Origin of the sequence: Mucilaginibacter psychrotolerans, from assembly GCF_004519315.1 — a bacterium.
In the GTDB taxonomy this organism is placed as follows: Bacteria; Bacteroidota; Bacteroidia; order Sphingobacteriales; family Sphingobacteriaceae; genus Mucilaginibacter; species Mucilaginibacter psychrotolerans.
On the sequence record NZ_SOZE01000006.1, the window covers coordinates 215,823 to 237,006 of the forward strand.

Below are 21,184 nucleotides of genomic sequence, written 5' to 3' on the forward strand. Positions count from 1 at the left end.
TGGCTTTAAACAGGAAAACAATGAAAAAGATATATATAAAGATGGTGGGCCTGGCTGTTGTTGCAACGCTGATGGGCTCATGTAAAAAATTTATCGATTACAATCCGCATGAGGATTTCGTAACTACCGACCTGGATTACTTTAAATCGGAAAGCGATTACCGCAGTATGGTGGTAAGCGCCTATACCCCTGTGCAATGGCTTAACCAGGCAACCGTTATTGGCGATGTTGCTTCTGATAACTCTGTAGCCGGCGGCGAAAGCGCATCAGACGTACTGGCCCTGCAGCAGATAGATGATTTTACCCTCACCCCGGTAAACTCTGCGTTGGAAGATTTGTACAAAGTTGCTTACGAAGGCGTTAACCGCACCAACTACATTGTACAGTACAAGGATAAAAACCCGGCTGGCCAAACAGTGAGCTTTACCGGCAAGGATGCCTTATATGGCGAAGTATATTTTCTGCGTGCATACTACTACTTTACACTGGTAAAAATGTGGGGCGATGTGCCGCTGTTCCTGGATAAGCGCATCTCGCTTACCGACGCAAGGGGCCTTGCGCGGTCGCCTAAGGCCGATGTTTATGCCCAAATAGAGAAGGACTTGCTTGCAGCGATTGCCGTGTTACCAACAACGCAATCACAGGCGGGCCGCATTACCAAATATGCCGCACAAGGCCTATTGGGCAAGGTTTACTTGTACGAGAATAAATTTGCACAAGCAGACGCGGTTTTAGAACCCATTATCGCATCGAACGCGTTTACTTTGGTGGCCGATTTCCCATCGATCTACCTGGCATCGGGCGAAAACGGCAGCGAATCGCTTTTCGAAGTGCAGTACACCAATGGCTCGCCATATTACAACTGGGGCGGCGCAACCCGCGGCCAGGGCAATTACGCAGTACAGCAAAACGGTATTAGGGGCCTTAGCGGTAGCGGTGCCATGCCGTACGCAGCAGGCTGGAGCACTAACCTGCCTACCCAGAACCTGGCCAACGCCTATGCAGCAGGCGATCAGCGCAAAGATATCACCGCATTCAACATCGAGGCTTATAAAGCCGCACACCCCGAGTTCAATATCGTTTATACGGTTGCCCCTTACCGGAACACCGGCCTTTACAACGGCAAGTATCTGCCGCGCAAAGGCGAAACCTCGGGCCAGATAGAGCTCAACTACCTCAACAACTTCCGCATAATGCGTTATCCCGAAGTACTGCTGATGGCAGCAGAGGCTATCATCCGCAGTGGCGGCGATAACGCCAAAGCGCTGAGTTACCTTAACCAGGTGCGTCGCCGTGCATTTAAAGACACTGCACACGATATTAACGCCACTGGCGATGCCTTGAAACTGGCTATATGGGACGAGCGCAGGCTGGAACTGGCCATGGATGGCGACCGTTTCTTCGATCTGGTGAGAACAGGCCAGGCAGCAACTAAGCTTCCGGGATTCGTTGCCGGCAAGCACGAGGTGTTCCCCATCCCGCAAACGGAGATAACCATCACAGGCATCACACAAAACCCAGGCTATTAAACCTTAATTATTACAGATTATGAAGGCAATAAAATATTATTTAGGATTAAGCCTGGTACTAGCCACTACAGCTGGCTGTAAAAAGGATTATCTGGATACCTCATTTGTTACGCAGGCAGCAGCGCCGGCAAAATTGGGTGCGCTATACAGCATTACGCAAGATAACACCGGTATGGTTACCATTATACCAAGCGGCGAGGGTGTTACCAGTTACGACGTGTACTTTGGCGATGGCGGCGACACTTTTGTTAAGGTTGCCCCGGGTAAAACCGTGGACCACAAATACGCCGAAGGCCTTTACCAGGTAAAATTGGTTGGCCACAACATTGGCGGCCAAACCGTTGAGTTTACACAGGCACTCACGGTTTCTTTCCGTGCTCCCGAGAATCTTGAACCCACGGTAACTACCAATAACCTTGCGATCACGGTTGATGCAAAGGCCGATTACGAAACTATGTTCCATGTGTACTATGGCGACGAAACCGCTACCAATCCAGAGCCTTTCGACACTTTTGTGGAAGGCCAGCCAGCTACGCACACTTATAAAACCGGCGGTATCTTTAATGTACGCATAGTAGCTTTAAGCGGTGGTAAGGCAACTACAACGGTTACAAAAGCTGTAAAGGTAGGCAAGCAAATAGACCTGCCTCTTGGCTTCGACGACCCCAATTATGACTACACCACAAGCGATTTTGGCGGTAACCAAAGTACGATGGCCACCGACCCGGCAGATGCCACAAACAAAGTGATGAAAGTTACCAAACCCGGCGGTGCCGAAGTTTGGGCAGGAACTACTTTAAGTACCGACGCAGGTTTTGCCAGCAGGATGAACATTACACCGTCTAACTCCAGAATGACAGCCAGGGTTTACTCGCCTGCTGCTGGCTTAACTATCAAATTGAAGATAGAAGACCATAACGACCCAACTCACTCTGTTGAAACTGACGTTAAAACTACCAAGGCAAACCAATGGGAAACCCTCGCATTCGATTTTAATAATCCATCGCCTGGTACAGCTGGTTTAAACGCAAGCTATTACTTCGATAAAGCTTCTACGTTCTTTGATTTTGGTACCGGCGGTAGCGGCAAAGTGTTCTATATGGATGATTTGCAAATGAGCATCCCTGTGCAGCAAATTAGTTTACCGGTAACGTTTGATGTGCCAAATACAGATTATACCGTTACCGATTTTGGCAACAATAGCACGGTAGATGCAGTTGACCCGTTGAACGCATCTAATAAAGTTAAAAAGACCACCAAACCAGGCGGTGCAGAAGTTTGGGCCGGTACTACCGTAGGTTCTCCCTCTGGTTTTGCAACCAAAATCCCGCTCACTGCCGATTTTGCCCAGATGACCTTACGCGTTTATTCGCCGGCGGCGGGCTTAACTATCAAGTTAAAAGTGGAAGACCATACCAACGGCGGAAAATCTGTTGAAACTGACGCAGTAACTACCGTAGCTAACGCATGGGAAACGCTGACCTTTAACTTCTTCAACAATTCGGCAGGTACATCGGCCTTTAATGCAACAACCAATTACGACAAAGCCTCTGTATTCTTCGACTTTGGCGTGGGCGGTTCAGGTAAGGTGTTTTATTGGGACGACCTGAAAGTACTATCTGCTCCGGTGGCAGTATTAGGTATCCCGCTCGATTTTCAATCAGCAACCCTTAATTATACCTTTACTGATTTTGAAGGCGGTACCGTTACCGTGGTAAACAACCCGGCTTCCGGGGGTATCAATACCAGTACCAAAGTAGCTAAAATGGTCAAAAATCCGGGTGCCACTTATGGCGGCAGCTATATCGCATTGCCCAGCCCTATCGATTTCTCGACCAAGAAAACCTTTACTATGAAGGTGTGGTCGCCAAGAGTGGGGGCTAAAGTACTCTTGAAGGTAGAGAACTTAACCAATGGTGGTATCGGCTTCGAAAAAGAGGTAACTACTACCAAAGCCAACGAATGGGAACTGCTTACGTTTGATTACAGTGCAATCAATACGGCCAACTCGTATCAAAAAGTGGTGCTGATATTCGATAATGGTACATCGGGCGATGGCTCTGCCAACTACACATTCTATTTTGATGATATAACACTTAATTAATTTAACACCCATGAAGATTAATATAAAAGTAATGGCAGCCACTTTTCTGCTGGCTGTACTTGCGGTGGTGAGTTGCAAAAAGGATGAATACACCTTCGGCAAAATCATTACCCCTACCGATGTTACCCTCACTACCCAGATACAAGGCGCGGACGCGGCTAATCCTAACGGTGGCGGCAGCGGCAATGTAGATATAACGACCACTGCAACCAGCGCGGTATCTTATAAAATAGATTACGGCGACGGAAATATTGAAGTTGTGCCTACCGGCAAGGTAACGCATAAGTATGCTAATCCCGGCACAGCCGATTATACCGTTATCGTAAGCGCAATTGGTACAGGTGGCGTAACTTCTACCCTTTCTAAAAAGATAACCGTTTTTGTGGCCTTCGAGATACCTTCTGAAATAATGCAGGATCTTACAAACGGCAGCTCGCAAACATGGGTTACCGCTAAAGAAACTCCGGGCCATGTGGGTGTGGGGCCAAACAATACCTATTCATCTGACTATTACAGTGCAGACCCCAACCAGCGCGACCCTTGTTTGTACGACGATGAGATGACCTTTACCAAAAACGGTAGCACCATAACGCTAACCGTTAACAACAAAGGCCAGTCGTTCTCTATTGCAGCGGCTACAGCATTCTATGGTGCAGCAGGCGGCGACGGCTGCTATAACATCGATTTGACGGCGCCACGTAAGCTTACCTTCATGAATGCAACTTCTGGTTCTACCACCGCAAACTCTACCCGCATACAATTCGTAGTTCCGGGTAACGGGTTGATCAATTTTGGAACAGGCGGCAATACTTACGAGATACTGGCCATCACCCCAACAACTATTACCTTACGTAACATCGGTATCGACGGGTTGGCATGGTATCAGAAATTTAAAGTTAAATAACCTACATATGAAACATTTACGCATATATATGATGATTGCACTTGTGGCCATAGCCGCAAGCTGCAGCAAAGAAACCAAAACCGACCCAACCAAGCCGGCCGATATCCAGATCGCAACCGTGCCGAGTACCGATAACAGCGGCAACGTAGCCTTTACAGTTACGGCTACCAACGCCGCATCGTATGAGTTTGATTTTGGTAACGGTGTTTATCAAACATCAACCACCGGCACCGTTACCTATAAGTATCCGGTTGCCGGCACCTACACCGTAAAAGTTACCGTAAAAAGCGCTTCGGGCTCCGTTACCACACAAAGCGCACAGGTAACTGTAGCAGCAAGCCAGGCGCTGGTTTTTTCAGATGAGTTTGATAAAGCCGGCGCACCGGATCCCGGCAAGTGGGGTTACGATTTAGGCAACAACAGCGGCTGGGGCAATAACGAGTTGGAGTATTATACCAACCGTGCCGATAACGCAGTAGTGGCCGATGGCAAATTGAAAATCACCCTGAAGAAAGAAGCTTTCAGCGGTTTTAATTATACCTCTGCCCGTTTACTTTCTAAGGGAAAATTCAACTTTAAATATGGTCGAGTAGAATTTAAAGCAAAACTGCCTTCAGGTGCCGGTACCTGGCCTGCACTTTGGGCACTCGGCAGCAATATCGACACTACACCATGGCCGGGCTGCGGTGAAATAGATATTATGGAACACGTAGGTAACCAGCAGAACAAAATATTCGCTACGCTGCATTACACCGGCCACTCCGGCGGCAATGGCGTTGGAAATACCACCATGATACCAACCGCATCTACAGAGTTCCATGTGTATAGCTTAGACTGGAGCCCTACTGAAATGAAGTTTGCAGTTGATGGCGTGGTGTTCCACACCTTTGCCAATACAGCAAGCACGCCATTTAATGCCAATTTCTTCCTCATCATGAACGTGGCAATGGGCGGCAACTTCGGCGGTGCCGTAGACCCAAGCATTACCAGCGCTACCATGGAGGTTGAATACGTGCGCGTTTACAGATAATAGAATCAAAAGAGGCACCCGGGCCGGGTGCCTCTTTACAAATCCCCTATTGATTTATGCTTTTTAAGAAAAACTTACTTGCTGCTGCAACGGCAGCGATACTAGCCCTTCCTGCGTTCTCTCAAACCAAAAAGGCAGCGCCGACCGCTAAAGGTACCGGCCAGGTCATCTTTTTCGATGACTTTTCGGGTAATAAGCTCGACCGCAGCAAGTGGACACCAATAGTTACCGGCTTCCATACCAATGGTGAATTGCAGGCCTATGTAGACTCTACCAACGTAATTTCTTTTGCGAGAGGCGCAGCGGCAGAGGGTGCCCACAACGGCGCGCTGGTGCTAAGTCCAAAGTACTCGGCGGGCTTTAAAACGTTCGACGGGCAAACCTTCGATTTTATTTCGGGCAGAATAACCACCATCGATAAGTTCGATTTTACCTATGGTACTGCCGAGGCACGCATTAAATTAGTAGCAGCCGATGGCCTTTGGCCTGCATGGTGGATGCTGGGTTATCCTAACTGGCCCACAGGCGGCGAAACCGACATCATGGAATTTATAGGCGAAGCCGACTGGGTGAGCGCTGCCGTACATGGCCCCGGCTACAGCGGCGAAACGCCTTTTGTAAACCGCATGTACCTCCATAAAAACAACGATGCCACGCAATGGCATACCTACGCCGTTGATTGGACACCCGAAAGCCTGGTGTTTAAATACGATGGTGTTACCATGTTCCGCGTTACTAAAACTATGGCCGAGCATTACGGCAAGTGGGTGTTTACCGATAAACAATACCTGCTGCTGAACTTTGCGGTAGGCGGTATTTATCCTTACAAAATTAACGGCCTTAAAAAACCATACTACGGCTTGTCGGAAAAAGCGCTCGGCCTCATTAAAACCAACAAAGCAAAAATGCTGGTAGACTGGGTGAGGGTTACCAAAAGGTAAAGACTGATCATTTACAAACCATATTACTACCAAGACCTTCGGCATTGCCGGAGGTTTTTTGTTTGATGCGAACATAATATTGTTTGTACTTTAGCCTTAGTGCAACCTTAACAACCCCAATGAAAACATTAGCCGAATTTAAAACATCGTTGAATTCAGACCGCCCAGCCGACGGCCTATCTGTGCTATTAAAAAGCCTATGGTATGATGGTAAAGGCGATTGGCACCAGGCCCATGCCCAGGTAGACCATCTGAACGATAAGGCATCAGCATGGGTACATGCCTACCTGCACCGTAAAGAAGGCGACATTTGGAATGCCGATTACTGGTACAGCAAAGCAGGCAAGGTACGGCCGAACGTTTCTTTAGCAGAAGAGTGGGAAGCTTTGGTGGTGCATTTCCTTTAATTGAAGAGCAGCCACGCTGCCTGGGCGAGCCAATGCAAAAACCCCACAGGTTCCGCAGCGCACCCATACTTTTCTGAAAAACCTAATAATTGATATACTGCTCCGAAAAACGCCCGTCGGCAAACAGTTCGATCAGGCCATAACCGGGCGCGGTTTCGCGGCGGTTGCCTTCCCACCAGGCTCCGCTTACAGCGCCATTGCAAATGAAGGTGATATTATCGTAAACAAGTTTCTCGCGCAAGTGGATGTGCCCGCTGAGGCATAATTTAACGTTGGGATGTTTGTAGAACAGGCTGATGATTTTTGCTGCATCGGTATGCATGTCGCCCCCCAGCATTACCCATTTATTAACGATAGTTTCGTCGATAAGGTTAGTTGCCGTAAGGACGGGGATATGCGACATTACCAATACGGGCATATCCGCGCTGGTGGCATTAAGCTCATTCTCGAGCCAGGCGAACTGTTCATCGCCCAGTTTGCCTATATACCAGGTGTTATCCACGTCCAAATGCACGCTATCCATGATAATGAACTTCCAGCCGTTTTTAACGAAGCTATAATAAGGCTTGTGCAAGCCTATTTTATCCAAGGCGTACGCCTTGCCGTAAATTGCCTGGCCTTTATTATCCTCGCTCCACCAGATATCATGGTTGCCCAGGCAGTAATGCATAGGCATGCTGCATTCGGCTTTGAGTACATCATGCCAAAGCTGCCATTGCTTGCTAATGGTTGCAAGGTTTTCTTTATTCATATCGAACACGATATCGCCACCGTTCAATATCAAATCTACCCCGGGAGATTGTTGCTGCACGTGATGAAGGCAACGGGCAAACCTCTCGGGCGCATCAAACTCGCCTTTCAGGTGCACATCGGTTAAATGCGCAATACGTAGAACAGGCTTATCTTGCTTAGCGATTCCGAATTGCGATAGAGACGGCACCAATAGCAAGCCGCCTAAATTTTTGAGTGCCGATCTTCTTTGCATACAGGCTGCAAATTTGCAGCCCTGATTTATACTGAGCTTTAAGAAGGGGTTAAGGAATTGATGGGACGGGCAAGTTCTTTTTAAAAATCAGGGTAGCGTAATCCAGGGTGCTGGATTATGTCCTTCCAATCTCCGTTAATCTTTATAACTTAACCATTCAATACGTTTAAGCTCACCAATCCCTTCACTTGCAGCCCTATACTCTACATATAACCCTTTACGATACCGCCTTCTTTGGGTTGCTATCCATCGGCTGTACGCTTGCGTTTCTGTTATGGCTTGCCAGTAAAGCCAACCGCGCCGCAAACCGTTTTTTGGCTGCCGCACTCGTTGTCTCTGCATTGTGGTTAACAAGGCTATTGGGAACAGACATCGGGCTGGCCAGCCACTCTCCTGTTTGGAGCCGCCTACCCCTACAATTTTCGCTGGCGCTTGGGCCACTTCTCTATTTTTATGTATTGACGACTATCCGGCCGGGCTACCAATTCCGGCGGATGGATTTGCTGCATTTTAGTCCCTTGTTATTGGAGCTATGCGCACAGGTTTTACCGTTTGCAGAGAGCTTAAAAACAGCAACGTTTATCCTTAATATTTTGGCATTCGTTTCCGTTTTTTGGTATCTATATTTATGCCGAAACACTATAGATAATTTCTATACACAAAAAACACTCGGCAACGGCGCCCACTAAACTGCCTGTACAATTGCCTGTATTACTTAATACGCTAACCTGATAAACTGACGTTCCGCAAACCATGCCCAACCTATAAATCGTTATTTTTGCAGCCGTAAATTATTAAACAATGTCGATAACTACCGAAGACGAAAAAGTTGGCATGCAGCAAGCCAGCGATGCCGTAGCCATTACGCTACGCAAGATGCGCGAATACGCCAAACCGGGTATATCCACCAAAGAACTTGACGATTACGGCGGCGAATTGCTGGCGCAGATGGGTGCAAATTCGGCCCCTAAGTTAACTTATGGTTTCCCCGGCTATACCTGCATCTGCGTTAACGAGGAAGCCGCGCACGGTATGCCTTCGGTAGATAAAATACTGCAGGAAGGCGACCTGGTCAATATCGACGTATCGGCAGAGCTGAACGGCTACTGGGCCGATAATGGCGGCTCGTTCGTACTGGGCGAAGATATCCATGGCCATGGCAAATTGGTACAGGCCTCTAAAGACATCTTAAAAAAAGCTATCGACAATATTAAAGGCGGCGTAAGGATTTCAGAGATTGGCCGTTTGATTGAAACTGAAGCCAAAAAAGCCGGCTATACCGTTATCAAAAACCTGACCGGCCACGGCGTTGGCCGCAGCCTGCACGAAGAACCACACGAAATTGCCAACTATTGCGATAAGTACAACACTACCCGTTTTCGCAAGAATTCGGTAGTGGCGATAGAGACATTCATCTCCACCAAATCAACCATTGCCGAAAAACAGGCTGATGGCTGGACCCTATGCGGCAACAAAGGGGGCTTTGTAGCCCAGCACGAGCATACCATTTTGGTAACCGGTGGCCAGCCTGTAATATTTACCGCGCAGAACGGAATTTGGGATTGATTTTAAAATAATCCGCGCAAAGTAAAAGCCGCCTTGAATATCAGGGCGGCTTTTACTTTGTTGACGTTTTTTGGATTGGGTTTCAGTAATGGGTTACTTAACGAAGGAAATCGTTTTAGGTTTTGCGTTCCCCTCTCGAGAGGGGGCGGGCTGACTTGTGTGGTGGCAGGGGTGTGTTCGCCACCATGTGATAGACGCCAACACACCCCTCCCCCCTCTCAAGAGGGGAATCGCACAAGCCCTTTGTCCGGGTATTGTTTAAAATGCTTTCCCTGATTACTTCCCGTTCAATTGATCTAATAAAAGCTTCATATAAAAACCACCAACAACACTGCGGGCTTTGAAGTTATCGCGGATGCCGGTGTTGGAGTCGTAAAAATCGTTCAGCGGAACGCGCGATTCGGTTTCTATGGCGTGCCTGTACACTGGTTTTACCAGGGCCTCAAACGCCGCGCGGGTTGGGGCGAACGTGGCCGTCCACAATATCCAATCGTTTTTGGTGTAGGCTTTGCGGCTATCCAGCGGTATGCCGAATTTGTTTTGTTTGGTTAAATAGTACTTTGTTTCGGTATCGTACACCCGCTGCGGGAAAAGCTTCAGGTTCAAAACCTTATCCCAAACCAGGTTATACTTCTGGCTCCAGGTGTCTTTGTTATCGAAGGTGAGCGCATAGTGGTCGCCGGCATCTGCCATCTTTATCCATTTGGGCACCATACTTTCGGCAATTGCCCGGTATTTTTTTGCAGTATCAACATAACCCAAAGTTTGCGCCATTTGAGCATAGCAGGCAATACCTACTATCGCTTTCACCGAAAGATTGGCGTTACGGGCCAGGTGGCCGGCAAAGTCATCGGTACATAATTGTGTTTTAGGGTCCAGGCCTTCCCTCACTAAATAATCCACCCAGGTGCTCAGGGTTTTCCAGTGCAGCTTTGCAAATTGGGCATTGCCTTGGGCTTTGGCTATAGCCGCTGTCAGGATAATCATATTGCCCGATTCTTCTACCGGCATAGGCTCGCCGTAGGTTTGGCCGTTGGCCAGCGGGTAAGTTCCCAGATCATGCGCGGCCCAAGGGTGCGGGTATTTGCCGCTCTCGCTAAAATAGAAGATACCATTCAGCATGCCTTGCAGCAGTTTGGGGTTGTATAGGAGGTATAGCGGGGCCGATGGGTAGGTAACATCCACTGTATTGATAAAGCCACCGCTGTTGTTCTCTTTAGATAGCCACAGTATTTCGCCCTTGGGGCTTTTTACCAATGTATGCGCCGCTATGCTCTGGCGATAAGCCAATACGCACAGGTGGGCATATTCCTTGCCGCCCGACTTTAGTGCCGCTGTATACACTTCCTTATTGAACGCCGCGCATTGCAGCATTACTTTTTTGTATTCGTTGTACGCGCTGGTTAGCTGGCCATCCATGGTGGCCTTACCAGATGAATTCCACCAGGGGCGCAGGTTGTTTTTAAAGTACTGTATCGAATATATCTCATCGTAACCCAGCTCCACAAAACGCTCCACCGCCGTTTTACCAACCGCGCCGAATGGGATAACTGTATTCAAGGATAATGATCTACCAGTGGATGCGGTCGATGCTACAACGCCGTTCCTGAAAGCATCTACAGCGTTGCTGCCAGGGGTAATAAATTGTACCGCGCCTCCAGCTTTAGGTGCCGCAACGTAAAAGTAGCCCCAATCTATTCGCATATCGTCTGCACCTTTCCCCAGTATGGCTTGCTCTACCGTACCCACTTTAAGTACCGACAAAGCTGCCGTAGCATATTTTTTAGCCGATACCTGCTGCGAGGGACGGAACACCGCAATATCCGACGATGCACCCAGGAACACTTTCACCTGGTGGGTTTTGCCATCGTTTGCGGCTACGCTGTAGGTGATGTAAGATACCGGGCGCGATGACAGGTTTAAGTCTCTGATCAGCAATGGCGAGGTAAACGTGAGCTTCAAATCAACTTGGCCACAGGTAAAATTACAAATGGTTTGGGTGGCCGTAACGTCCACATTCTTTTGGTCGGCTATCTGTACTTTATTGCCTTTTTCCTTAAGCTTATCCGCCAACCCAAAATCAAGGAAACGCCCCCCCGCAGTATTGGCCAAATGGATCGCGATGATATTGTCACCAGCCTTCAGGTCATCCTTGCTGATGGCGTAATATTGCAGGGTGCTTGTCCAACCTGTTTTGGTATAAATTTTCTTCCCGTTAAGGTATAGTTCTATGTTGTCATCGTGGTCTATCTTCAAAAACAGCTCGTTTATACTGGCTACATCGGCAACCGCAAAAGCGCGCCTCACCCAAATATTATCCGTTTTCCAAAGCGTTTTTACCGTGCTCGGGTTATCGCCAAGCGGCATAGGAGCGGCTTTCCAATCGCCGGCCGCATAAGCTGCCGAGGTCCAATCACCTTGCGGGGCCGTTTCAGTATATTTAACGGTATAGGGCGTTTCGTCTGAAGTACCGAGCACCGGTTGGTACTTTACTTCCTCCTTACCCAAAAAACGGTAAATGTTGCCATCTACGTTAATCATCCCCAATAAAGAATGATCCGACCCTGTCCAGTGCGTGGTGGTAGATGCATTTAGCTGGTCGGTATTGCTCCAGATGCTGAAATTGGGGTTATGCGTAATGAGCGGGTATGAAGGAGCTCTCCTGTCCTGCGCCTGCGTTTGGCCGATAGCTAAGGAAAACGCCAACAAACCGAGGCATTTTAATTTATTGGATAGATGCATAGTAAAAAGCGTTTATAATTGAAAGGGTAAAAATAACTCACAGGACTTGCACCGCGCCGCATTTTCGTATCAAGTTTTCGACTATTCGTATCAATTGCATCCTGAACGCCATGTAAACTATGCAAAACTTACCATTTAAGGGATGGCATAAATCATGGGCAGTTTTGCCTTCACTATTTCATTATCCGGCTCCTCCTCCCTATATTGCATGCATGACTGATTATAAACTGGAAGCTGCAAAAGCAGCGGTAGGAAACATAAAACCCGGCCAAACCGTTGGCCTGGGCGCAGGGGCAACCATTGCGTATCTGGTTGATATGCTGGCAGCCGACAGCGCGCTTGCGGGTTCGCTAACCTTTGCATCCTCTTCCTTCAAGACTGCTGGTTTGCTGGCCGGGCGTGGCCTCAACTTTAAATCACCTGCGTACCTTAATCACCTTGAAGTTTATTTCGATGGCTGCGACCAGTTTGATGCACAGCTTAACGCGCTGAAAAGTGGCGGCGGTATCCACGCAACAGAAAAGATACTGGCCTCTATGGCCGACGAGTTCATCTTATTGGGCGACACCTCAAAATTCAGCGACAAGCTGACCACCAAATATCCGTTGGTGATAGAAGTGCTGCCAGCGGCACTTCAAATCGTGTTGAAAACCCTTAAGGATGAGTTTTCGCCTACATCTTTAAACCTGCGCATGAGTAGCCAGAAAGACGGCGCGCTTATTTCTGATAACGGCAATTTGCTGGTTGATATTTATTTTAATGAATTACCGCCCCTGAGCGAACTGAACACGAGGGTTAAGATGATACCTGGGATAGTTGAGCATTCGCTGTTTTACCGTATGGCCTCCAAAGCGCTTATTGCCGGGCCGGATGGTATATCCGTCATCATACCCCGACATGCGGAATAATTTGTAAACCATAATGCGCGTTGCGATCCCTTAAGGGACCGACAACGCGCATTATGGTTTAGGTTGTTTACTTTACTTTCAGGTCCTTGCCTGCTATATCTTCCCAGCGATAGTAGTGGAAAGTTTTATCGTCGCTCATCACCACGAATAGCCCGTGTTTAAAGTTCTCGTCCAACGGCACGTTCACCACATCAGAACCATCACTTTGGCTCGCGGCTACATTCACCACTTTAAGCAACTTATGCTCAAAGGGGTTTTGCGTCGTACCTTCGCGACTAAACACCTGGAAACGGTTAGCACCCTGGTCTGATACCTGGATATAGCCCGTTGAATCTGTGAGTTTATAAATCGATATCCCCTCATGGTCGGCAGCGAAACCGCTGGTACCAAATATGGCCAGTTGGGCATCACCCTTCTCCGGGTCGGCGTAGTATTGCCTTACGCCTGTTTGCTCGTCGGAATAATAAATATAGCCCAGCTCGTTATCAACTGCTATGGATTCTATCTCTTTTTTGCCGCTATAGATACCGAACTTGCGCACCAGCGTGGCTTTTACATGCCCGCTGCCGTCGTCGCCGAGCAAGTATTGCCAAAGGTAACCGCCTGTGGTTGGCCCGTTTTTGCGGCCAGCTATGGCATACATGCGGCCATCTTTGGCAGTGTAAATGGATATCCCCATCAAATCGCGGAATTCGAAGCCTGTTTCGCCTTCGAATATCTCTATGCCGCCGTTATCTACGGGCTGCATATCGGGCAGCGAAAATATGCGCAACTTATGCGTCATGCGTTCGCTGGCTATTACAATGTCGGTTGCTTTGCCGTTCAGCATCAGGCCGTAGGCAAGGTCAACATTGTTTGGGCGTTTCAAACCCCTTACCACTTTGCTCTGCGCTATTTTGCCATGCAAATCGAACACGTATAGTGCGCCGTCTTCGTTTTTATCGGTACCAATCACCAGGCTTTTGGCCGGGTCGGCGGGGTTTACCCAAATAGCAGGGTCGTCGGTATCATATTTTACGGGCTCAGTTACAAAAAGAGGTTTTACTATTGCAGCATCGCCATTTTGCGTGCCTGCTTTCGGTTTCATGGGTTGCCCACACGCTCCGCTGCAAACCAGCAGGAGCGGCAGGACCCTATTTAAAAACTTAACAGTCATGCTTACAATTTTGTGCCGTATGCGCCTACGAATACTGCAGGCTGTGGCGATACGTAAGTAATACCGTTAGCCATGGTGATGCCGGCCTTGTGGTGGCGGGTGAAAGCGGTAGTACCTTTGGTGAGCGCAGGCGAAACACCCTGCAAATGAAAATCCCAGGCAGTGTTAAAATCCGGACTGGTCACCGGGTTATCCAGCGGGAAGTTCACAAACTTAGGGTCGTTCTCACCGGCTACTGTGCCTTTTACATCGTTGGTTCCGGCTATCACATCGTTCTTCCCAGGCTGGAACTGGTTAACAGTAGTTTGGTCGAAACCGTAGTACCAGTTATTGCTGTATTTAGAACGCGCATCCTCAGGTTTCTTAGGGTCGCGTTTTACGCCGAAACGGGTATTGGCAAACAGGTTATTATACAGATCGGCACGCACGGTAGATTCCAACCAGATTGAACCGCCTTTTGCAGTAGGCCTTCTCCAGCCTGTGTTAACCATGGTATTATTGTAGGCAATGATATAAGCCTGCGGGGTATGGTCGCCTGCGTTAGATAATTTGAGCGCGTTGGTGTTGGTACTGTAAACCAGGTTATAGGCAACATCGGCCAAACATCCCGATTTAAAGTTCATGGCCTCGCCGCCGGTAACGCCGGTGGTGTAAAATACATTGTTTGCAAATATAATTTTCCCACCCTCTATGTAGGTGCAGTCTTCCTGCAGGTTGCGAAAAATGCTGTTTTGCACTACCAGCCTGCCGTTTACGTTAGAAAACCACAAGGCAGGCAGGTTTTCGCCAGCTTTCTGTTTATACAAACCCATTTTCACCGAAGTGGAAGCATCAGATGTAGTTGCGCCGCCGTACTCGATGATGGTATGGTCCAGCACCAGTTCCGCACAGGTCTGCGCTGCCAATATACCGCCCCAAAGCTTCCCGAATTTCTTGGCCGGGGTTTTATACAATTCGTTCACCGTGAATTTTACCGGATTATCGGCAGTACCTAAAGAATACAGGTTGCCTTTCACCACAATTTCGGGTTTGGTAAGCGTATCCATCAAAACGGTTACGCCTTCTTCTATCGTAAGCGATTTCCCTTCGGGGATAATGATGTCGCCCTTGATCACCTGGGTGCTGCCCCTTTGCCACACACCCGATACCTCGCCAATGGCAGAACCATCCCCCGGCGTTGTATCAACATCTATATTGGCCTTTTCGCAACTGCTGAACATCAGTGCCGATGCTGCAAATGTTGCTATAATCAGTTTAAATTTCATATCGATATATTTTTATTTAGATGTAAATGTTAGTTGAATTTATACCTCAAACCCAGCAGGTAGGTTTGGCCGTAGTAATCGCTGCGGATAATGGTGCGACCGTTTGAAACGATATTCTCCATCAGCTTGTCGTTCTCGGGATTGGTTCCTTTTATGAAAAGCTTGGTTGGCGTATTAAGCAAGTTGCCTGCTTTTACAAATATGCTGATACCGCTCTTGAACCTCTTCTCGGCCGATGCATCCATCTGGATGACACCTTGCTGCCACAGGTCGTTGTTGAGGAACTGCGATACGGTGTTGATACGCGGACCAGTGTAAGCACCTGCCACCTGTATATCCCAGCCTTTTTTGGTGTCTTTATACAATAACGACATGTTGGCGATATGCTCCGACTGGCCATAAAGCGGGCGCGACTGGTCTACCAAAAACGGTTCAATATCGCCGGTGGTGGCGTTTATCCTCCGGGATGTTTTTGGCGTGGTGATACGCGAATGTGTATAAGTGTAATTTGCCTTAACGCCTATTTTATTGAAGAACTTGATATAATCCACCTCAGCACCGTAGTTCTTAGCTGTACCAAAGTTGCCCGGGCTGTAGTAGATATCCTGACCGCGCACGGCATCTGCCTGGAAAGTGTACTCGATAGGGTCTTTGATGTTTTTGTAGAAAGCACCCACCAGCAATATCTCAGATGCCCCAGGGAACAATTCGTATCGTAAATCGAAGTTATCGGCCAGGGCGCGTTTTAAGTTCGGGTTACCGCGTTCCTGGTATTCTTCGTTTACTACCTTGCTTGGTACAATTTCGTAAAAACCGGGGCGGTTAAGTGCCTTGTAGTAAGAAGCATGCAACTGCGATTTATCGGTTAAATGGTATTTTAAAGTTAAGCTTGGCAACACATCGGTGTACACCTGGCTGCCCTTAGGCTTTGATTCGCCCGCCGGGAACAACAGGTTGTATCCCTGGTCGGTATGCTCTACCCTGGCACCGCCTATTACATCGAGGTTGTTTGTGGTAAATTTGAACATACCATAACCGGCACTGGTTTTTTCAGAAGCATCGTAGGTAAGCGGGTTGCTTACCGCGCCCGTTGGGTTGCTTACTACCAGGCTAAGGTCGGTGTAGTTGTTAAAATCTACGCCGTATTGCAAGCCCGCGTTGGCGGCAGTTGGCGCAAGTGTGTAATTATTGAAGAAGCTGCTGCGTTGCTTATCGCGGTAAAGACCGCCCACGGTAAAATCTACTTTTACGCCACCTATTGGCGCGGTGTAGGTAAGGTCTAAGTAACCCGCTTTGTCTTCGTCTGTATTGCGTTCCCAGCGGCGGTTTACCGGCGAAGTGTTCACCAGCGAAGTGCGTTTTTCCACGAAACCCTGGCGCAGGCCGTTCAGACTGATGGTGGTATTATCGGGCACCTCGTTCTGGGCAGTTGAATAAACGGCAGACCATTGTATCTTAAACCTATCGCCAAAAAGCTTATGATCGCCATGCAGGGTGCTGTTGTATATCTTCTGCTCGGTTAAACGGCTGCGGGTATCGTAGGTAAGTTCGGCGTTGCCTGCTGTTGGGTCGTAAACCCCGTTGTAAGATGTGCTTACGGCATCGCGTAGTTGCTGGTTCTTCAGATCTACGAATACATTGTATAAGCTCAGCTTGTTGTTTTTATCGAAGGCGTAATCAACTTTGCCGTGCAAGCCCAGGCGGGTTTGCTGCTCGGAGTACTGACGGTAGCTTTTGCTGGTGATAACGGCATAAGCGTCGGTTCCGTTTACGGCTGAGTTGTAGAACGTGCTGTTGCTGCCGCGGTAGGTATTCTGGTAGCTGCCCGCAATGATAACGCCCAGCTTGCTATCGAAGAACCGCTGGCCTAAAGATAAGCTACCGATAACGTTAGGAGCAGGTTTTTTGGAAGTGTAATCCAACGTGCCTTTAGTGAAATCGGCCTGAGTAGCAGTGTAAGTGCGGCCATGCAATTCATAAGGCGATTTGCGGTTGATGCCCGAAGCATCGAAGCTGGTGAAATCGCGATCGAAAAACAGCTGGCTGTAACCTGTAGCGATGTTGGCGTTCACCTGAAAATGATCCGGCGCGTTCTTCATCACCATGTTAACCGAACCACCGATGGCATCGCCCTCTAAGTTCGGGGTAAGGGTTTTGTACACCTCCAGCCTGTCCAGCAAATCTGCCGGGAACAGATCCAGCGGTACATAGCGGTATTTGTTATCCGGGCTCGGTATTTTCACGCCGTTTACCAGGGTGTAATTGTAGCGTTTATCCATACCACGCAAAATGGCGTATTGGCCATCGCCGTTGCTGTTACGCTCTACCGATATACCTGAGACGCGCTGGATCACATTGGCCACGGTTAAATCCGGCGATATCTCTATGGCGCGACCCGAAACGATGTTCATCACCTGCGTGGCGTTCTGCTCAATGCGTCGGGCATCGCGGTCGTTAGAGCCGCCTGTAGTGGCCCTTACCACCACCTCGCCTAAATCTTTAGAAGCAGATTCCATGTAGATTTTTACGTGGTCCATATCCTTGCTCACTACAATTTGCTGAACAACGGTTTGGTAAGTGATATAAGATATGCGGAGCGTTGCCGGACCAGCCTCCACATCCTTTATTTCGAAGGAGCCATCCAGCCCGGTGCTGGTAGCCTTGCCTGTTTTCTCAAGCACCACGGTGGCACCCACCAGGGCCTCGCCCGACTTCTTGTCGTAAACGTGGCCTTTTATTTTAGCTGCGTTCGCTATTGCTGCGCAAAAAAGGAACGGAATAAAAAGGTATAAAAGTTTATTCATTTTCGATACGTTTTGTACAAATTATTGACTCTGTTTTTGGATGTTGCAAAGTTGGACTACGGGCATCGATTAAAAAAACTTTAGGGGTTACGGAAAGGCAACAGCGTTACAACAGGTGTAAACACAAAAGCAACAACAATCTGTAAATAACTGAAAATCAAATACTTAATTTAATAACAAACCTCCATTACCATTACATTACCGTTACATTAATTTAATGTTAAGTATCACGGATCGAGTTAATATAGATTGTATGGGAGGTTTTTGCAACGCTGTTACAAAGATTGAATAAAGGCGGTAAGGTTGTCGCCCTGGCCTATATTGAGCTTTTTACGGAGCCTGTAACGCGATACCCGAAGGCTATCGGTAGAGATGCCCAGCAGCGTGGCGATATCCTCAGAGCTGAGGTTGATGCGCAGCAAAGCAATCAGCCGCATATCTGCAGAAGTAAGATCGCTGCTGTATTTTTTGATGTTCTCGAAAAACTGCTGGTGCACCTGCTCAAAAGCGGCCGTAAATTCTTTCCAGTGCTGCTCATGGTTAAAGCTATCGTTTATCTGCAGGATTATCTGCTGCATCTGCTTTTTCTGGTCGCGTTTATCATCTTTTACCATGGCCTGCAGCGTGCTCCGCATCTGCTCAAGCAATTGATTATTGCGGATGAGGTTGAGCGTATGGCTGGATAGTTCGCGGCCTTTGAGTTCCAACTGTTGTTTAAGGCTTTCCTCTTCCAGCCTTTGATTTTCCAGTTGCAATTGCATCACCTGGTGCTCGGCCTCTTTTTGGCGTGCCAGGGCATGCTGATCTTTTATCTTTAGTCGCTGCCTGCTAAACACCACTACGCCCAAAGCCACCACCAACAACAACACAATAACCCCGGCTGCTGTAATGATATAATTTACCTTACGGATATTGTTGAGCCGGGTAATCTCGTTGCTCTTTTTATCCATATCATACAGCACCTGCAAAAAGGCGGTTTGATTTGCACCCTCCCTCGAGTAAATTTCCAGCGAGTACTTACGACTGAGCTCGGCATAGTGAAAGGCGCTATCCATTCGGTTCATCAATTGATAGGCCTTACCGAGGTCTTTGGTAGAAGAGGCCAGCTGGTAAGTATTGCCCGTTTTTTGGGCAAGAGCCATCGCCTTTCTGGTTTCCATAATGCTTTCGGCATAATGCCCGGTTTTTCGCAGTATATCGCCTAAATTATTCACTACCTCTATAGAGGCAACCTCGTTATTTTCTTCCTTGTACAGCTGCAGCGATCTATTAAAGCTGGCGTAGGCCGAATCGTATTTGGCCAAATCCTCGTAAATGCTGCCCAGGTTTTCGTATATCTTGGCTGCACCTTTTTTGTAATTGGCTTGGGTATAGTTCTTAAGGGCGAGGTTCTGGTAATAAAAAGCGCTGTCATAACGGTGCTGTTTCTCGTACAAGTGCCCTATGTTGCCCAAAATACCGGCCTGGCCTACCATGTTATTGTTTCGCCGGTAGATGGCCAGCGCCTTATTGTACATAGCGCGCGACCTGCCCAGTTGCTTATTGTAGTAATAGAATACCCCCATTTGGCCAAGGTTGGCGGCTTGAAGGTCGGGGTGATTATCGCTGCTGAAAATCTTGTCGGCCCGCAGGTAATACTCTAAAGCCTGCGCATAGTGGCCCTGGTTATAGCAAATTTGGCCCATTTGCTGCATACACATCCCTTCTGTAAGGCCGTCTTTACGTTCTATAGCACCAGCGGATATCTTTTTGAGTATAATAAGTGCCGAATCGGGGTGCTGCTGACTTATTTGCGCGGCGACCGCTATTTCCTTGTCTTGCGCGCAAAGTTTACCGCACAACATCATGCTGATAACGAAGGCCAGGGGATAAAAAACTCTAAGCATTGGGAAACCCGTATTAGCAAAACAAGGGGCTTAGCAAATAAACTAAAATAGTATTAATTTATCGTTAAAGCCCCTGCTATTTAATAGCGGTCGTAAACCTAGACGTTTTAACGCAATTTTTGCTGCTTTAAAAATGCAGCAAGCGCTGCGGGGTGGTCTGTTTGCAGACCTTTAAAACCCGTCTTCACAGCTTTGCTCCAGTCGGCGGTGCCTTCGGTGGCGCTTTGTATATCCGGCCAAACCGGAATGTCGCGGGTAGCGGCAAAGGCAAGCATATCCGGGTTGTACTGGCCATAATCGCCGTCGAGTAAATCGGGCCGGTACTTGTCGATGAATGTTTTCATGCCATCTACTGTAGTAACACTATCGGGCAAGCTCAGCATCAGCGGCATTTTCGGTGCAACCTTACGCCAGCCGGTTAACTGTTTTGCGCTATTTATGTACACCAATACCTGTTTTTCCATATGGTACTGTTGTATCATTTGATAGGCAACGGCCGGGTCGGCAGCTTTAAAATCAAGGTAGATATTGATTTTGTTTTTTGCCAGCTTTAGTATTTCGACAAATGTTGGTACATGATAGGTATTCACGCTATCACCACCCTTTAATTTAAGTTGCTGCAATTCGGCCAGCGTGAAACTGTTTACCGCTCCTTTCCCATTAGTCATCCGGTTCACCGTGGCGTCGTGCATGCTCACCAACTGGCTGTCTTTTGTAGTGCGCAGGTCTATCTCAATATAGTCAGCTTCGTTTTTTATAGCTTCGCGATAAGCTTCCAGGGTATTCTCAGGATAAATTACATGGTCGCCGCGATGGGCAATCACTATAAAATTATGTTTTGATTGAGGAACCGAATTGGGTTTAAGCCAAATTAATGCAGCCGCAATGGCCACCGTAGCTATGGGAGAAAATTTCATGATAAGTGGTTTAATTTAATGAACAAAGCCCGGCTAAAAC

General features: G+C 48.0%; 16 protein-coding genes. 9 read left to right on the forward strand and 7 right to left on the reverse strand.

Features of this window, described 5'->3' with window-relative positions; translation table 11 throughout:
- Positions 1-20 precede the first annotated feature (20 nt).
- From E2R66_RS08805 to E2R66_RS08830, 6 genes are all read left to right on the forward strand, one after another.
- Positions 21-1,529: a RagB/SusD family nutrient uptake outer membrane protein gene (locus tag E2R66_RS08805; protein WP_133228844.1), complete on the forward strand. Its 1,509-nt coding sequence runs from the start codon at positions 21-23 to the stop codon at positions 1,527-1,529.
- A 19-nt stretch (positions 1,530-1,548) separates the two neighbouring features.
- Positions 1,549-3,633, forward strand: coding sequence for a hypothetical protein (locus tag E2R66_RS08810; RefSeq protein WP_133228846.1), 2,085 nt, complete (start codon positions 1,549-1,551; stop codon positions 3,631-3,633).
- 10 nt (positions 3,634-3,643) lie between these two features.
- On the forward strand, positions 3,644-4,537 hold the full coding sequence (locus E2R66_RS08815; protein ID WP_133228848.1) for a PKD domain-containing protein: 894 nt from the start codon (positions 3,644-3,646) through the stop codon (positions 4,535-4,537).
- A 7-nt stretch (positions 4,538-4,544) separates the two neighbouring features.
- Entirely contained in the window at positions 4,545-5,567 is a 1,023-nt protein-coding gene (locus tag E2R66_RS08820) for a family 16 glycosylhydrolase (RefSeq protein ID WP_133228850.1), read from the forward strand.
- 56 nt (positions 5,568-5,623) lie between these two features.
- The gene (locus E2R66_RS08825; protein ID WP_133228852.1) at positions 5,624-6,508 is read left to right on the forward strand and encodes a glycoside hydrolase family 16 protein; all 885 of its coding nucleotides are present in this window, start codon (positions 5,624-5,626) and stop codon (positions 6,506-6,508) included.
- A gap of 119 nt (positions 6,509-6,627) precedes the next feature.
- Positions 6,628-6,915: a hypothetical protein gene (locus tag E2R66_RS08830; RefSeq protein ID WP_133228854.1), complete on the forward strand. Its 288-nt coding sequence runs from the start codon at positions 6,628-6,630 to the stop codon at positions 6,913-6,915.
- Positions 6,916-6,997: 82 nt separating this feature from the next.
- Here the strand turns inward: E2R66_RS08830 and E2R66_RS08835 are convergent, their stop codons facing one another.
- Positions 6,998-7,900: a metallophosphoesterase family protein gene (locus E2R66_RS08835; RefSeq protein WP_133228856.1), complete on the reverse strand. Its 903-nt coding sequence runs from the start codon at positions 7,898-7,900 to the stop codon at positions 6,998-7,000.
- Positions 7,901-8,214: 314 nt separating this feature from the next.
- Here E2R66_RS08835 and E2R66_RS08840 point away from each other — a divergent pair, with 314 nt between their 5' ends.
- Both E2R66_RS08840 and map read left to right on the forward strand, forming a co-directional pair.
- Positions 8,215-8,589 (forward strand): hypothetical protein, encoded by a 375-nt coding sequence (locus E2R66_RS08840; protein WP_133228858.1) that lies wholly within the window; start codon positions 8,215-8,217, stop codon positions 8,587-8,589.
- A gap of 112 nt (positions 8,590-8,701) precedes the next feature.
- Positions 8,702-9,466 (forward strand): type I methionyl aminopeptidase, encoded by a 765-nt coding sequence (map, locus tag E2R66_RS08845; RefSeq protein ID WP_133228860.1) that lies wholly within the window; start codon positions 8,702-8,704, stop codon positions 9,464-9,466.
- 276 nt (positions 9,467-9,742) lie between these two features.
- Here the strand turns inward: map and E2R66_RS08850 are convergent, their stop codons facing one another.
- Positions 9,743-12,208 (reverse strand): glutaminase family protein, encoded by a 2,466-nt coding sequence (locus E2R66_RS08850; protein ID WP_133228862.1) that lies wholly within the window; start codon positions 12,206-12,208, stop codon positions 9,743-9,745.
- A 212-nt stretch (positions 12,209-12,420) separates the two neighbouring features.
- Between E2R66_RS08850 and rpiA the strand changes: the two genes are divergently transcribed.
- Positions 12,421-13,116 carry a ribose 5-phosphate isomerase A gene (gene rpiA, locus E2R66_RS08855; RefSeq protein WP_158288364.1) on the forward strand — a complete coding sequence of 232 codons (696 nt, stop codon included), beginning with the start codon at positions 12,421-12,423 and terminating at the stop codon, positions 13,114-13,116.
- Positions 13,117-13,183: 67 nt separating this feature from the next.
- On the opposite strand, the gene E2R66_RS08860 is transcribed toward rpiA, so the two are convergent.
- From E2R66_RS08860 to E2R66_RS08880, 5 genes are all read right to left on the reverse strand, one after another.
- Positions 13,184-14,203 (reverse strand): phytase, encoded by a 1,020-nt coding sequence (locus E2R66_RS08860; protein WP_240049269.1) that lies wholly within the window; start codon positions 14,201-14,203, stop codon positions 13,184-13,186.
- A gap of 71 nt (positions 14,204-14,274) precedes the next feature.
- A complete protein-coding gene (locus tag E2R66_RS08865) occupies positions 14,275-15,537 on the reverse strand; it encodes a right-handed parallel beta-helix repeat-containing protein (protein WP_133228868.1) in 1,263 nt (420 codons plus the stop codon).
- A 29-nt stretch (positions 15,538-15,566) separates the two neighbouring features.
- Complete coding sequence (locus E2R66_RS08870; RefSeq protein ID WP_133228870.1) at positions 15,567-18,341, reverse strand: TonB-dependent receptor; 2,775 nt, start codon at positions 18,339-18,341, stop codon at positions 15,567-15,569.
- Positions 18,342-18,616: 275 nt separating this feature from the next.
- Positions 18,617-20,227: a tetratricopeptide repeat protein gene (locus E2R66_RS08875; RefSeq protein ID WP_133228872.1), complete on the reverse strand. Its 1,611-nt coding sequence runs from the start codon at positions 20,225-20,227 to the stop codon at positions 18,617-18,619.
- A gap of 107 nt (positions 20,228-20,334) precedes the next feature.
- Entirely contained in the window at positions 20,335-21,144 is an 810-nt protein-coding gene (locus E2R66_RS08880) for a glycerophosphodiester phosphodiesterase family protein (RefSeq protein ID WP_133228874.1), read from the reverse strand.
- Between the last annotated feature and the right edge of the window lie 40 nt (positions 21,145-21,184).

Coding starts and splice junctions, on each gene's coding strand:
- E2R66_RS08805 (WP_133228844.1), top strand. CDS start 21: ATGAAAAAGATATATATAAAGATGGTGGGCCTGGCTGTTGTTGCAACG.
- E2R66_RS08810 (WP_133228846.1), top strand. CDS start 1,549: ATGAAGGCAATAAAATATTATTTAGGATTAAGCCTGGTACTAGCCACT.
- E2R66_RS08815 (WP_133228848.1), top strand. CDS start 3,644: ATGAAGATTAATATAAAAGTAATGGCAGCCACTTTTCTGCTGGCTGTA.
- E2R66_RS08820 (WP_133228850.1), top strand. CDS start 4,545: ATGAAACATTTACGCATATATATGATGATTGCACTTGTGGCCATAGCC.
- E2R66_RS08825 (WP_133228852.1), top strand. CDS start 5,624: ATGCTTTTTAAGAAAAACTTACTTGCTGCTGCAACGGCAGCGATACTA.
- E2R66_RS08830 (WP_133228854.1), top strand. CDS start 6,628: ATGAAAACATTAGCCGAATTTAAAACATCGTTGAATTCAGACCGCCCA.
- E2R66_RS08835 (WP_133228856.1), bottom strand. CDS start 7,900: ATGCAAAGAAGATCGGCACTCAAAAATTTAGGCGGCTTGCTATTGGTG.
- map (WP_133228860.1), top strand. CDS start 8,702: ATGTCGATAACTACCGAAGACGAAAAAGTTGGCATGCAGCAAGCCAGC.
- E2R66_RS08850 (WP_133228862.1), bottom strand. CDS start 12,208: ATGCATCTATCCAATAAATTAAAATGCCTCGGTTTGTTGGCGTTTTCC.
- rpiA (WP_158288364.1), top strand. CDS start 12,421: ATGACTGATTATAAACTGGAAGCTGCAAAAGCAGCGGTAGGAAACATA.
- E2R66_RS08860 (WP_240049269.1), bottom strand. CDS start 14,203: ATGAAACCGAAAGCAGGCACGCAAAATGGCGATGCTGCAATAGTAAAA.
- E2R66_RS08865 (WP_133228868.1), bottom strand. CDS start 15,537: ATGAAATTTAAACTGATTATAGCAACATTTGCAGCATCGGCACTGATG.
- E2R66_RS08870 (WP_133228870.1), bottom strand. CDS start 18,341: ATGAATAAACTTTTATACCTTTTTATTCCGTTCCTTTTTTGCGCAGCA.
- E2R66_RS08875 (WP_133228872.1), bottom strand. CDS start 20,227: ATGCTTAGAGTTTTTTATCCCCTGGCCTTCGTTATCAGCATGATGTTG.
- E2R66_RS08880 (WP_133228874.1), bottom strand. CDS start 21,144: ATGAAATTTTCTCCCATAGCTACGGTGGCCATTGCGGCTGCATTAATT.